A 15,272-nucleotide genomic window follows, 5' to 3' on the forward strand; every position below is an offset into this window, starting at 1 on the left:
CGGGGCAGCCGGGGTGCTTGTAAACAGTCCCGACATTGCTAAAGTCCGGATTGCAACCAGAATGAAGCGCCGGGGCGCTGCAAGGGCGCACAATCGGGACAGACCGGCAGGGACGAACGTGTGACGGGCGAACGCGTTTCAAACGAAATGAAAACGCCGGCCGACGCGGCGGCCCGGAAGGCCAGTGGTGCGGACGCGCCCTTGCGGACCAGCGTCAAAATCCGGCTGGCTGATGGCTCGGATGCGGATTGCCTTGCCGGGGTCCTTCTGGCGCGCGAGGCGCATGGGCGTACAATCTTCCGGGACATTCCGTTTTCCGATGACAAGGCCCGGGCGATCTTCGACAAGGCGACTGGGCAGCGGGACCGCTTCGGGCTGATCTATGCCGTGCCGGGGGTGGATGAACCGCTTGCCGAAGACGGGCTGCTTGGCTTCGCCTCCGTGCAGGCAGGCGAACATTTCCTGGGCACCGGCACGCTGATCGCGACGGAGCAGACGCTGAACATTTCCCAAAACCTCTCCGGCACGCTGCTCGGCGGCAAGGTCGCCCTCCGACCCGTCCAGGCGGTGCGGCAATTGGCCAAGGAAAGGGGCTGCGCGCATCTGCTGGTGCATGTGACCAATGGTGAGAATGCGGAAGACGCGGACCGGTTTTTCCGGCGCTGCGGGATGGTCACGGTTGGGGGGAATTATTCTGATTTGTCGGCGGAATTCTAAAATACTTCGTCGTATTTCAATCGATAATTCTTGGCACATTCGAGTTAAAGAAAAGAATGTGGCAAGCATCTTGAATATGGGAGTGTTGCCTTGAGGAACCATCTATCAACATTAATACTATCAATTTTATTCGCCATGAGCGTAAGTGCGGGAGGTGCCCGCGGCGATGTTAAACCAATCAACCCTGTTTGGTCTGTCGACGAAGACTATATTCGGAACTTTCTGATTTCTATGATCCGCGTCTATTCGTTTTATGGCGAGGTAAAGGAGAAACCAAATTCTTCCGATTTCATATTCGTATCGGGTGACCATTACTTAAAAGAAGGGAAGATGAACTTACAAAAGGTAGCAAAATTTTTTCCGGATTTGAGGCCTGAAGTAGCGCTTAAGTTCCAAGGAGAATCGGATTTTTGTTTGATCATCAAGTTGCAGAACGAAAATTTAGTTAGAATTGTTGGCATAAACGATTCAAGCGCTGGTGACAGACCGCAAAATTTAAGCTGTGTTTTGCAGGTTTTTGCATACAAGCTTACAGAAAACAAAGATTTTCTTCTTTCTGGAAATAGCGTTGAGGGCAAGGCAAGAAATTTCATTGATCTATTGAGAGAGAAATACTGATGGAAGGTATATTTACTAGGACGCAGTCCTACGATCCCTATGATTACCATGATTTTAGATTTTACTCGCCGGGAGATGCAGGAATATTCACTAATCAAACGCGCTCCAAAGAAGCAGGACCATTTGAATTTGGAATAAACAACGAAACAAAATTCTCAATAACAGGCGACGTAAAGAAAAGTACTAAGTACGAAGGTTCTTTAGATTTTAAGGCTATTAATGGAACTGTAGCAACCGATGGGAAGGTCACGGAGTTGGGTCTAGGGAAAGGCCCTCTTAGCGTTACCATCGATACCGATGCTACTCTAGGACTCACTGCGCAGCTTCCGATTGCAAAAAATATTGATTTTGGCGCCTATGTGGAAGTAAAAATCAGGAGCTTCTATGATAATTTTTTAAGTTTTTCAAATATACTGGTTGCGCTTGATAAGGCGCTTAATAAAGCAATTCGTGAAAAGGCCTTTGAGAGCGCGATAAACCATTGCTTTGCACAGGGAACCAAAGTCTTACTTTGCGAAGGGGAATCGATTTCAATTGAGGAAATAGAGGCTGGGGACCGTATATCCGCGTTTAATCCAAGCAATGGAAACGGTCGCAGTGCCCTCGTTCCTAAAAAAGTTGTCCGCACCTTCACCAACATCACCGAAGAGTGGCTGCGCCTGACGTGGATCGAAGATGGCGCCGAAAGAGAACTCGTCACCACGCCGGGGCACCAGTTCCTGACCGCCCATGGCGGCTTCCGTGAGATCGAAAGCCTAGTTGCAAGAGGCAAAGGCACCGTGGTGCTTGCCGACGGGTCCGAGGCCGAAGTGACCTCCGAGCGCATCGTTTATTCCGCTGCAACCGCCGACATGTTCGAGCAGGCCGAAGGCTACGTTACCCCGGAAAACGGCAACCTGGCACTGAAGCCGGTCTACAAAAAAGGCTGGAAGACCTACAATTTTGAGGTTGAGGATTTCCATACCTATGTCGCCGGCGGCGTGCGGGTGCATAACGATTCCTGGACCGATCGCCAAGGATTTGACTTTGGTCCTCATACTGAATTTGACGGCCAAGTATGGACGTCGAGCTATGGGCAGGTCGACAAGGACGGCAACCCTACGCTTGCTTCTCTCGATGGGAGGGCATTGAGTGTCGACGTAAAGGACGTCACAGATTACTTGACGGATCTCGACCCCGGTTATCGCGACAGCCGATATGGCCGCGCGGAAGCAGCCGGATATGCGACTGCAAAAGCCGGTTACGACAATGCCTCGGTTCGGGCTGCGGTCGTTGCCGAATACATGGCAAGAGGGGGCGGGAACGAGAGCCCCATCGACATCATTTTTCAGGATAGAGCCCATCGGAATGCTACCGCAGCCGCGTCCGGCGCGGATCAGAATTCGGGACGGGATCCCGAAGGTGCGCGCGTCGATACCAGCCAGTCCCGCACGACGGGTCAAGGGAGCGGCGGTCTCGGCGACTATGACAACAACGGTGTTGTCAGCGCGAAGGAATTCCGTCGGGCGGAACAGGAAGAGCTCTACGACAACAAGAAAACCAAGAAGTCGAGCGGCGAGAGTGACACCAGCACAAAGCCCGTCCTGCTCGACCTGGACGGCGACGGCCTCGAGGTCACCGCTCTGGACCGGTCCACCGTGTTCCTCGACACCGGCGGCGACGGCTTTCTGCATCGCACGGCCTGGGCCGGCGAAGGCGACGGGGTTTTGTACTTCGACCCGGACGGGCGCAACGAGATCACGGAAAAGCGCCAGTTCGTGTTCACAGAATGGGACCCGACCTCGACCAGCGATCTGGAAGCCCTGGCCTCGGTGTTTGACTCCAATGGCGACGGCGTTCTGAACGCCGGCGATGCCGACTTCGGCAAGTTCAAGGTGCTGGTGACCAATGCGGACGGGTCGACCACCTCAAAGACCCTGGCCGAACTCGGCATCACCGAGATCGACCTCACTGCCGACGCCTCCCAGATTGAACTTTCCGACGGGTCCGTGATTACCGGCAAGACGACCTTTACCCGCAGCGACGGCACCACCGGCACGGTCGGCGACATGTTGCTGGCCTCGGAGGCCGAGGGCCACCGGGTGACACAGGTGGAGTCCATCGACGGCACCGGTGCGCGCACGGTGACCATCACGGCCTATGCCACCGATGGCGGCAAGGCGTATGAGATCCATTCGGTGACCAGCGCCGACGGCCTGTCGATCGTCACCCGCTACGACGATGACGGCGACGGCACCGTCGACCGGATCCAGACCATCGAGACGGTGGTGAATGGCGATGGCAGCCGGACGGAGACGGAAAGCAATCTTTCCGGCTCCGACCAGGCGAGTGCCATTCTGACATCGCGCGAGGTCACCACCAAATCCGCCGACCACAAGGTCGAGATTATCGAGCGGGACTCAACGGGCGGCGGCTGGTTCGACCAGCGCGAGACCCGCACCGAGGCGGCCGACGGCAGCCTGACGATTGTCATCAGCGACCTTGCCAAGGACGGCACGGTGATCATGGGCCGCAGTGAGAGCGTGTCGTCGGACGGTTCAAGCCGCGTCGATGGCCTGGACGCGGACGGCGATGAGGCCGCGGACACCATAGAGACCCACACGGTCGAAACCCATGCAGACGACAGCCGCACGGAAGTCGTGACGGTCGCCAATCAGGACGGCTCACTGCGGTCCCATGTTACCGAAGAGGTCAGTTCCGACAATCGCTCCAAGGTCATCACGCGGGATCTGGACGGTGACGGTGACGCGGATGTGCGCGAGATCCTCGACATCACCGTGCCGGCCTCCGGGCCGAGCACGTCAACGCTGGAGATCCGCAACGGCGACGGCTCCCTGCGCAGCCTGTCCACGACAGTGCAGTCGGAAGACGCGCTTGAGAAAACCACGGAACTGGACCAGGACGGGGATGGCGATATCGATCTGACCACCGTCGATGCCACTTTGGTCAACGCCGACGGCAGCCGGGAGCGGGTTGTTACGGAGACCAATGGCGACGGCTCTGTCCGCGCCATGCGCAAGGAGACCCTGGACGCGGACAAGGTCGGCCAGGAAGTCTGGGTGGATCTCGACCAGAACGGCAGCTTTGCTGCCGACGAGTTGCTCTCCTCGGTCACGGTCGATGCGGCAACGCAGGCGCGCACGGCGACAAGCTGGACGCGGACTGCGGACGGCACCGTGACGGCAAAGACGGTCACGGTGACCTCGGCGGACGGTCTCGACCGGCAGACGGCGCAGGATCTCGACGGCGACGGCGATACGGATGTCTCTGTCGGTGATGTCACGGTGCAGAACGGCGATGGTTCCTCCAGCCGCACCGTCACGACACGCAATCAGGACAATACGCTGCGCACCATAGTGGTGAGCGAGACCAGCGCGGACGGGCTGACCAGAACCACACGGGAAGATGTCGACGGCGACAGCGTCTTTGAAAAGAAAACCGTCAACACGCTGGAACTGGAAGCCGATGGCGGCACCACGCAGACGGCGTCCGCCTATGCCGGTGACGAGACCACTCTGCTGTCGCAGACTGTCACCACGGAGAGCGCCGACAGGCGCACCACTACTGTCACCACGGATCTGGACGGCGACGGCGCCATCGACAGCACCTCGGTTCAGGTGAAGGGCACGGACGGCGTGGTGACACGGACAACCACGCAGACAGCTGCCGACGGCACGGTGCTGGGCGAGACAGTGAGCACCGCCAGTGCCAACGGGCTTGTGACATCAATCGCGAGCGATCTGGACGGCGACCAGGCCGCCGACGAGGTCAGCCACAGCATCACGACGCTGAATGCCGATGGCAGCCGGACGACCGTCCGGGCCACGGAAAACGCCGATGGCTCGCATCAAAGCACCTCCACGGTGACTGTGAGCGACGATGGCCTGAAAACCGTCACCCAGACCGATTCCGACGGCAACGGCACCTTTGAGCGCACGGGAACCGACGAAACGGTTGTGAACGCCGATGGCGGCACCACCCGCACGGTCGAGACCCGCTCACAAACCGGCCAGCTTCTGGGCCGGACGCAGATCGAGACCAGCGACGACGGACTGGTGACGGTCCAGAAGACCGACCGCGACGGTGACGGATCCTTCGACCTGGTTGAAACCTCGACCATGGTTCTGGAAGCCGATGGCGATACGGTAACGACAACCGAGACCCGCGAAGGCGGCGTTCTACGCGGCAGCACGACCCGAACCGTCTCCGACAATGGCCGGTCCGATGTCACGGAAAGCGATGTCAATGGCGACGGCCAAACCGACATCCGGATCACGCGGATGGTGGCGGACAGCGGGCTCGCGACGACCCGTGTCCAGCACAAGGACGAAACCGGGGCCCTGACCCAGCAGACCGAAACGGTGACCAGCGCCAATGGCCTTTCCTCGACGGTCTCGAGGGACGCCGACGGCAACGGCATTTATGAGACCCGCACCGAGACCGTTCGGGTGCTGAACGCCGACGGCACGGCGACGACCTCGACGAGCTTCAAGGGCAATGACGGCACGCTGCAGGGCAAAGCGGTGGAAACCGTCAGCGGCGACGGGCTGACGACCACGCGAACGGAGGATCTCGACGGCGACGGCCTGACGGACGAGACCGCAGAGCGCCGGACGGCGATTGCCGCCGACGGCACGGTGACCACCTCCGAAACCCTGACGGCCCGCGACGGCTCGCTGCTGGCGCGCTCGGTGGAGACGGTCTCAGGCGACGGCCGCTCTTCCTCGCTTGCCATCGATGCCGACGGCAATGGCACCAATGACACGGTGACCACGACCACGGTCGGCGATGACGGCGTCACCACGACAACCGCCTCCGCCTATTCGGCGAGCGGCACGCTGATATCGCGGACAACTGTCGCTGAAAGCGGCAACGGGCTGGAGCGCACTGTCTCCTTCGATCTCGACGGCAATAGTGCTTCCGAACGTGTGCTGAAGAACACCACGGAGATCGCGGCAGACGGCACCATCAGCCGGACAGTGACTCACGAGACCGGGTCAGGAAGTGTTATTGCCAAGGAACGCAACGAAACATCGAGCAACGGGCTCGACAGTCTTGTCGAGCTGGATTTAGACGGCGACGGCACCAACGAGTTCGTCACCACATCGACAACCCACCTCTCGGACAATGGCTCGATCGCCGAGACCTGGACGACAGTCAACGGCTCCGGAGCGAGTCTCGGCAGCGCGAACCGTACGACGAGTGCCGACGGTCTCCTAATCACGACCGAAACCGACCTAAACGGCGACGACGGGATCGACCGTTTGAGGACGCACGAGCAGGGAGCCGCCGGCGGCAGTACCGAAACGGACCAGACATTTGCCCCCAACGGCAGACTGCTTCGCGATGTAACCGTGGTCGTCAGTGAAGACGCGCGCCTGCAGACAATGACCTATGATCATGATGGCAAGTCCGGCTCAGATCTTGAAATCGAAACTCTTTATGATCTGAGTGGCGACGAAACCACAACCTATACGGATCTGAGGGCCGACGGGTCGAATGCAAGTGTGATTACCAAGACGGCAACGTCAAACGGGTTAGCGGCCATCTACAGCTTGGATGTCGATGGCAATGGCAAGACCGATATTACGCGCGAGACGACCATTTCCTACAATGACGCGGGTGATGAAATCCGGCTGTTTGAGGAAAGAGACGGTGATGGCACCCTGATTTACGCGAGCACAACGGTCACCGCCGCAAACGGTTTCATTGCCACGACCAGCGTCGATTCCGATGGCGACGGCGAAGAGGACACCAACGGGATATCCGAAACGGTGCTGGGCGCAGATGGAGGCCGAACCACAACGAGCGCAGACTGGCACGATGACGGATCGCTGCGCTCAAAATACGTGGAAACCGTCAGTGCAGACGGCAGAACGGTGACCGACACCTATGACTTTGACGGGGATGGCCAATCCGATCTTCTGCGCGTGAGTGAAACAGCCGCCGATGGAAGCAAGACGCTTACCGAAACAGGTTATGATGGTAGCGGGTCTGTCCACAAGACGTCGACCACCAAAACCACGGCCGACGGTCTTCTGACAACTGTTCAGCGCGACGGCGTGACACAGACCATCGCGCATTCGCCCATCGGCAACGGCAGTTACAGCTGGGACAATGGTGTCACGGCATCCACGACAGCCGCACATTTTAACGTATCTCATCAGGTTGACGGACAAGGGATCGAAACCTGGAAAATGGTGTCTACCCTGGACGGGGCTACAACCATCTTTACCGGCCGTTTTGACGCATCGGCAAAAGACCGCCTGCTGGCGGAAGCTGGCAGGGTCTACGACAGCGTTCTCGATCGTGACATGGACCGCTCCGAGGTCGAGGTCCTGGTGCAATATACGCGCGGGGGGCAATTGGATCTTGCCGGTCTGGCGGAAGCGCTGCTTTTGTCGGACGAGTACCTCCAGCGTTACAACTATCTGAGTGACACCGGCTTTGTCGCGCGCGCCTATCAGAACACGTTCGGCCGTGAACCGACAGTGGAGGAACTGGGTGAACACCTTGCGTTTCTCGCGCAACCAGAAGGAAGCCGCGCCAAGGTAATTGCCGAACTGGTTCGCTCGGGAGAGCATCTTGTCGTGGGGACCGGCCACGGAGAAACCAACAATCATGACGTATTCCTGCTTCCGGTAACTGCGGAAGACGAACTCCTTGCCTCTTTTGGGGAACAGGCAGTCATTATTTCGACAGACGACGCGAACTTACTGGTCGGCAGCGCCGCCAACGACGACCTTCTCAGCTCTGGCGACGGACATGATGCCCTCTTTGGCGGCGCGGGCAGCGATACACTGACGGGGACAAACAACAATGACCGGCTGATCGGTGGAGCCGGCTACGACACGCTCCGCGGTAAATTCGGCGATGATGAACTGATTGGCGGAACCCAGAACGACATGCTTGAGGGCGGCGGCGGGGACGATATTTACGTCTACCACCGTGGTGACGGGGACGACATTATTTTAGAGACGAGCCACGGGTCTCACGGTGATGCAATCCTTTTCGGTCTCGGAATTGACCTCGAGGATCTGAAATTCAGTCAGTCCGGAGATGATCTGCTGATCGAGTTCTATGGCGAGACCGTGGAAGAAGCAGCCGAAGCAGCCGGATTGGGACTTGCACCTCTCACCGGGACGATCACGGTGACGGACTGGTTTATCGATCCGGACAAACGCGTCGAACGCCTGATGTTTGAAGATGGCGGCTCACTCTCCATCGGCCATATTGATCAATTCCGCCCGCTCGGTGACATAGACGACGACATGACCGGCGTCAGCGGCGATGAATATACTTTCGCGCGCGGTGGCGACGATATCGTTCGCGGGGCAGCAGGTGACGATGTTCTCCTTGGAGGGAGCGGCAACGACACTCTTCTCGGCGAAAGCGGGGACGATGTCCTGCTAGGCGGCATCGGCTCCGACCGGCTGGAAGGCGGCAGCGGGGACGATACCTATATCTACAATCGCGGCGACGGCTACGACACGATTGTGGAAACCGGCAGCGGTTCCAATGGCGACACGCTGTTTTTCGGTGCGGGTATCGACCTTGAAGATCTGAAACTCAGTCAATCCGGCGACGACCTTCTGATCGAATTTTATGGAGAAAGCGCTCAGGAGGAAGCCGAGGCCACAGAGGCCGGGCTCGCCCCACTCATAGGTCTTGTCAACATCAACGACTGGTTCATCGGGACGGCGTCAAGGGTGGAACGTTTTACCTTTGAAAATGGCGACAGTTTCTGGATCGGCCATATCGACCAGTTCCGGCCATTCAGCGATGTCAACGACACTAAGACCGGTTATACGGAGAGCGAGTTCTCTATCGGGCGCGGCGGCGATGACACGATCCATGGAGCCGATGGCCACGATGTGATTGTGGGAGGCGACGGAGACGACAAGCTCTATGGCGACGACGATCGTGACATCTTGCTTGGTGGAGACGGTACGGATCAGCTTTACGGTGGCAGCGGTGACGACTTTCTCAATGCCGGGGCAAGCACAAGCTGGCAGTATATGTATGGCTATAGTGGCGACGACACGTACCTGTTCGAAAGGGAAATCGGCAAGACCTTCATAAATGGCAGCGCTGAAGTCTCTGATGGAGGCACGGACAAGGTCGTCTTCGATGGTTTAACCATGGCAGACCTTGAAATCTCCATCAGAGATAACGCTAGCAGCTACTCAAACGGCGACGAGCTTCAAATCTACTGGAGGAATGAGGATCGTATTGTCGAGGGCGTTGTCCGGGTTGCCCACGTGGGCAAATTCATAGAGCAATTTGTGTTTGCCGACGGCACCAGCCTTTCCACCTTCGATGTCCATAGCAATGGTGCCCTGAAGATCTACGGTGAGGCTACCGACGACAGCATTCTTGGCAGTGCTGCTGACGACATGATTTACGGAAACGACGGGAATGACACCTTGCTGGGTGGAGACGGTACCGATCAGCTCTACGGCGGTGACGGCAACGACATTCTTGATTCCGGATCCGGCACGAGCTGGCAATATCTTCTAGGCCAAGGTGGCGATGACACATACAAGTTCTCGCGGGACGCCGGCAAAAACTACATCAACGCCGCTGCTGAAGGTTCGGGTGACGGAACGGACAAGATCGTTTTTAAAGAGCTTGCCCTGAGGGATCTTGAAATTTCTTATCGTGACAACGCCAGCAGCTACGTCAATGGCGACGAACTGGAATTTGTCTGGCGCGACGTGAACGGAACTGTTGAGGGAAACATCCGTGTCGCGCATGTTGCACAGTATATAGAAGAGTTTGAATTTGCAGACGGAACGAGCGTTGCGGATATCGGTTTTCACAGCAGTGGAGCACTCGAACTGATCGGCGGAGTTGACGACAACCTGATTGCAGGCAGTTCCAGCGACGACATGATTTACGGAAATGAAGGGGACGACGTCCTGCTTGGAGGCGCCGGAACCGACCAGTTGTTTGGCGGCAACGGGGATGACCTACTCGACGCAGGGACAGGAACCAGCTGGCAGTATCTGTATGGCAACGAGGGTAGTGACACCTACCGATTCTCAAGCGGCTTCAGCAAGACCTACATCAATACATATGCAGAGAGTGCGGATAACGAAACAGACAGGATCATCTTCAGTGATCTCTTCCTTGCGGATCTGGAATTCTCCATCAGGGACAATGATGTTAGCTATGTGAACGGCAATGAGCTGGAAATCATCTGGCGAGACGCGCAAGGATCCATTGAAGGGACGCTCCTTATCGCTCATCTCGGCGAGAACATTGAGCAGTTCGAGTTTGCCGATGGCACAATCCTTTCCGATGTTGGATCGCTGGCCCATGGCGCGACTTTGCTGAACGGAACTTCTGCTGACGACATCCTGACCTCCACAACCGGAGTCGAAGTCCTCACAGGCGGAGCCGGAGACGATACCTTTGTCTTCACCTCGCTGAATTCCCAAACACCGCCTCAGTTCACTGCGGCCGATGTGGTCACGGACTTCGTCGTCGGAGCCGAAACGAAGGATGTGCTTGAGCTGTCCTTGACGCATTTCACAGACTTTGACGATGTTCTGGCACGAGCGACGGAGGACGCGGCCGCGGGCAGTGTCACAATCAATGTCGGCCTCGACGCACCGCTCGTGGTGCTCGAGGGCGTTGAGCTTGCCGATTTGCACCAGGACGATTTCCGGTTCGTATAACGAAGCGCAGGAATCCTTGTACCGAAAGCAAGCGTTGATTGGCACCGACGTGTTAAAAACACCGTTGCGTTCAGTTGAACGCAACGATGCATTGGCCGAATGATCACGGCGTCTTGGTGTCGAGAACACAGATCGTATCCTTGGTCGACAGCCCGGTTTTGAAATGATGCGTTGGCTGCCTTCGCCTGCCGGCATCCAACGCATCATTTCTGACTCATAAGTCAAATAAAGGGATAAATTCTGCGACGTTGAGTTTTCCCGCCTTGGCAAGCGGATCAATAAGCCCGACATCTGAAAAACCACAGAATTCTGGGCGTCTTGCTTAGGTGGGAACACGTTTCCAAAAAACACGTTTTGGTTCCCACCTCGAACTTGCGCGGTGTTTGTTTTTATTGAACTTTTTCAAATGGCACAATTCACCAACCCACCCATGACGGTATTTTTAGCCAATTGAAGTTGCGCACCCGAATTAGCCTCACCTTCCTCGAAGTGGCAGAAAACCGTCAAAAACCGCTTAAACCCACTTAATCCCGGAAACGCCATATGTGCCAAGTGAACTTGCGCGTTACAAGACCAAGCGTCGCGTCCTCGAACGTCGAAAACGAACCGGCCATGCCTTTGCGAAAGCCACCTCATCGTGATCGTGATCATCCGGACCGAAACGCACGGCACATCAAAGGCCGTTTGAAAGCAGCATCAAACAAGAGCTTTCGCTTAAACATATCGCCCCGGGATCTCCACAGCACAGAGACCCGGTGACAGGATCCAGGGCATTGACGCCGTTGGGGAACTGGTAGAAAGCAATCCTTTTGCCACAGGCGGGACACTTGTAAAGTGTCCTCACATTGTTAGGGTCCGGATTGCAACCGGAATGAACTGCCCGGGGCGGTACAAGGGCGCATAGTCGGGACAGACCTGCAGGGGCGAACATGTGATCGGCGAACGCGCTTCAAACGAAATGAAAACGCCGGCCGACGCGGCGGCCCGGAAGACCGACGGTAGGGTGCACAGGCCTGCGAGGACCAGCGTCAAAATCCGGCTGGCTGATGGCTCGGAGACGGATTGCCGGGCCGGGGTCCATCTGGCGCGCGAGGCGCATTTGCACACGGTGTTCCGGGACATTCCGTTTTCCGAAGACAAGGCCAAGGCGATCTTTGACAAGGCGATCGGCCAGCCGGAGCGCTTCGGGCTGATCTATGCCGTGCCGGGGGCGGATGAACCGCTTACCGAAGACGGGCTGCTTGGCTTCGCCTCCGTGCAGGCAGGCGAACATTTCCTGGGCACTGGCACGCTGATCGCGACGGTGCAGACGCTGAACATTTCCCAAAAGCTTACCGGCACGCTGCTCGGCGGTAAGGTCGCGCTGCGTCTTGTGCAGGCGGTGCGCCACTGGGCCAGGACGAGAAACTGCGCCCATCTGATGGTGCATGTAACGAATGGCGAGAATGCGGCGGACGCGGATAGTTTCTTCCGGCGCTGTGGGATGGTGACGGTTGGGGGGAATTATGCTGAGACTTTGAACTGTCTAGAAATTTAAAAAGCGACTTAGGAGAATCAAAGTTGAATTACATCTGGATTTCTATTTCAATAAATTTATTAATTTCTGTTTTCTGGGTAGCTTTTAATTCTGATGGATTATTTTGCTCTTATTTAAAGCATTTTTTAAATTTGCCAATTGTAGGTGAAAATATCAAAATTTACTTGGATTTTGACCGTCGTGAAGGAAGGGGATGCTTCTTTTCATCTTACTACGTATTTCAAGGATTTCTAGCGCTCACAGTACCTGTGTTTTTGTCATTTGCATATTTGATTTTAAATAAAAAGAGATTTCCAATAAATATTATAGCAATAATTGTTTCTTTATTTACTGCTATTTTGATTTTTTATATGTCATTTTTAGTAACTTACAATTTGTCTATAAAGACAGATTTAATAAATCTTGAAATAACATACGGATGGTACAGTGTATTTCATTTTTTTCTTACATATACAGCATTTTCGACTGTCTTGTTTGCGTTTGTTTTGAATGTATTTGGTGCGATCTCACATGAGGACAATATAAATGGGTAACGAGATTTCCTTCACAGCAGACGATGTAAATGGTGCAATCGCTACAGTTTACGGCGCAGTCGGCGGAGCCATGTATAGCTTTGGTGTGAAAGGTCTCGGTTATTCTGTTGGTGCAATGGGCGTTACGGAATCCGTTGAGATAATCGAAGCTTACAAATCGGGAATTCCAGGAGAAGTGCAAATTCAGTCTGCCGGCTGGCTTGGGGGGCTCGTTGGTGCGGCAAATGGCACAGCGCTTGGCGCTAAAATTCTGGGCACCGTAAGTGGAAGTTGGATCGGTGCACTTGTTGGCGGAGCTGTTGGCGGATACTTCGGAGCCAAGTACGGTGAAGTTGCGCTGGAAAAGATAGCGAAACATGTTTATGAGGGCGGTCTATCCGGTCACCCAAACTCATTTCCCGATGCATATGAAAATGTTCCTTTAGAAGAGCTTACCTGGTCGCAGATCCTGCATGGGATTGACTTGGGAACCGTTGACTTTGGAACTCGGTGCTTTGAGGCAAAAACACTAGTATTACGTGAAAGTGGCGAGCGGGGAAGCATCGACAACATCGTAATAGGTGACGTTGTTCTCTCATTCCACTCTTTCGCCGAAAATGGCCGCGGCGCTCTTTTCCCTAAAAAAGTTCTCCGCACTTTCACAAACATCACCGAAGAGTGGCTACGTCTGACTTGGTCGGAAATTGGCGAGGCAAAAGAACTCGTCACCACACCTAGCCACCAGTTCCTGGCTGCCCATGGTGGCTTCCGTGAGATCGAAAGCCTTGTCGCTGGCGGACAAGGCACCATCGTGCTTGCCGACGGCTCCGAAGCAGAAGTCTCCGCTGACCGGATCGTCTATTCCGCCGAAACCGCCGACATGTTCGAGCAGGCGGAAGGCTATGTGTATCCGGAAAACGGCAACCTGGCCCTGAAGCCGGTCTATAAAAAAGGCTGGAAGACCTACAATTTCGAGGTTGAGGACTTCCATACCTATGTCGCCGGCGGTGTGCGGGTGCACAACGATTCCTACAATAACGGCACAGGCTTTGAGTACCCCGGTTGGGAACAACTTGACGGCCAGGCGACTGTTGAGCTGAGCAATGGCGGCTTGATGCCACTGAACGGAAATCTTGTCATCGGATACCGCTTCGGGCAGGCCGAGACTTACAGAAACACCCCGACCGCGATAGCGGAATCCGTCGCATTCGGAATGGGCGCCGCGGGGGCTTCCGGTACCGACATAGCTTTTGCCTCTTGGCGAGAACAAACGTTGCATCGTCAGACGGCAAAGCAGAAAGATGCAGGACTGCTTCCGGAGCCGATCACCGACCCACACGAATTTTCCAAAATCGAAGCTGCAATCAAGCACGCTCGCAACAAGGGTGAGAGCGTTGCCGCCGCGTCCGGCGCGGATCAGAATTCGGGACAGGATCCCGAAGGTGCGCGCGTCGATACCAGCCAGTCCCGCACGACGGGCCAAGGCACCGGCGGTCTCGGCGATTATGACAATAATGGTGTTGTCAGCGCGAAGGAATTCCGTCGGGCGGAGCAGGAAGAGCTCTACGACAACAAGAAAACCAAGAAGTCGGGCGGCGAGAGTGATACCAGCACAAAGCCCGTCCTGCTCGACCTGGACGGCGACGGCCTGGAAGTTACCGCGCTGGACCGCTCCACCGTTTTCCTCGACACCGGCGGCGACGGTTTTCTGCGTCGTACGGCCTGGGCCGGCGAAGGTGACGGGGTCTTGTACTTCGATCCGGACGGGCGCGACGCCATCACCGAAAAGCGCCAGTTCGTCTTCACCGAATGGGACCCGACGGCGACCAGCGACTTGGAAGCTCTGGCCTCGGTTTTTGACAGCAACGGCGACGGTGTGCTGAACGCGAGCGACACGGATTTCCAGAAATTCAAGGTGATGGTCACCCTGCCGGATGGGTCAACCGTTTCCAAAACACTCGCCGAACTCGGCATCACCGAGATAGACCTCACTGCCGACGCCTCCCAGATTGAGCTTTCCGACGGGTCCGTGATCACCGGCAAGACGACCTTCACCCGCAGCGACGGCACCACCGGCACGGTCGGCGACATGCTGCTGGCCTCGGAGGCCGAGGGTCACCGGGTGGAGCAGGTGGAGGCCGTCAATGGCGACCGGCCGGTCTGTGGAAGGAGACGCAGACGGGATCTGAGGGCTGGCCGGCAGCG

7 protein-coding genes are annotated in these 15,272 nt (G+C 56.4%); 6 read left to right on the plus strand and 1 reads right to left on the minus strand.

Annotation, left to right across the window (positions count from 1 at the left end; translation table 11 throughout):
- Positions 1 to 120 precede the first annotated feature (120 nt).
- Positions 121 to 717 carry a hypothetical protein gene (locus WNZ15_RS26175; protein ID WP_342895995.1) on the plus strand — a complete coding sequence of 199 codons (597 nt, stop codon included), beginning with the start codon at positions 121 to 123 and terminating at the stop codon, positions 715 to 717.
- A 135-nt stretch (positions 718 to 852) separates the two neighbouring features.
- The gene (locus WNZ15_RS26180) at positions 853 to 1,335 is read left to right on the plus strand and encodes a hypothetical protein (RefSeq protein ID WP_342895996.1); all 483 of its coding nucleotides are present in this window, start codon (positions 853 to 855) and stop codon (positions 1,333 to 1,335) included.
- 530 nt (positions 1,336 to 1,865) lie between these two features.
- Here WNZ15_RS26180 and WNZ15_RS26185 read toward each other — a convergent pair.
- A complete protein-coding gene (locus WNZ15_RS26185; RefSeq protein WP_342895997.1) occupies positions 1,866 to 2,066 on the minus strand; it encodes a hypothetical protein in 201 nt (66 codons plus the stop codon).
- Positions 2,067 to 2,114: 48 nt separating this feature from the next.
- On the opposite strand from WNZ15_RS26185, the gene WNZ15_RS26190 reads away from it, so the two are divergent.
- The 4 genes from WNZ15_RS26190 to WNZ15_RS26205 all read left to right on the plus strand — a co-directional run.
- Positions 2,115 to 11,018 (plus strand): calcium-binding protein, encoded by an 8,904-nt coding sequence (locus tag WNZ15_RS26190; protein WP_342895998.1) that lies wholly within the window; start codon positions 2,115 to 2,117, stop codon positions 11,016 to 11,018.
- A 931-nt stretch (positions 11,019 to 11,949) separates the two neighbouring features.
- Entirely contained in the window at positions 11,950 to 12,555 is a 606-nt protein-coding gene (locus tag WNZ15_RS26195; RefSeq protein WP_342895999.1) for a hypothetical protein, read from the plus strand.
- A 23-nt stretch (positions 12,556 to 12,578) separates the two neighbouring features.
- Positions 12,579 to 13,088 (plus strand): hypothetical protein, encoded by a 510-nt coding sequence (locus WNZ15_RS26200; protein WP_342896000.1) that lies wholly within the window; start codon positions 12,579 to 12,581, stop codon positions 13,086 to 13,088.
- Positions 13,081 to 15,272, plus strand: a 2,192-nt coding sequence (locus WNZ15_RS26205) for a Hint domain-containing protein (protein ID WP_342896001.1), incomplete at its 3' end; no start/stop codon positions are given. The genes WNZ15_RS26200 and WNZ15_RS26205, both read left to right, overlap by 8 nt.

Source organism: Roseibium sp. AS2, assembly GCF_038900065.1.
GTDB lineage: Bacteria > Pseudomonadota > Alphaproteobacteria > Rhizobiales > Stappiaceae > Roseibium.

What these genes read in the sequence shown, in the direction of transcription:
- WNZ15_RS26180 (WP_342895996.1), top strand. Translation starts at nt 853, where the DNA reads ATGAGCGTAAGTGCGGGAGGTGCCCGCGGCGATGTTAAACCAATCAAC.
- WNZ15_RS26185 (WP_342895997.1), bottom strand. Translation starts at nt 2,066, where the DNA reads ATGGGCGGTCAGGAACTGGTGCCCCGGCGTGGTGACGAGTTCTCTTTC.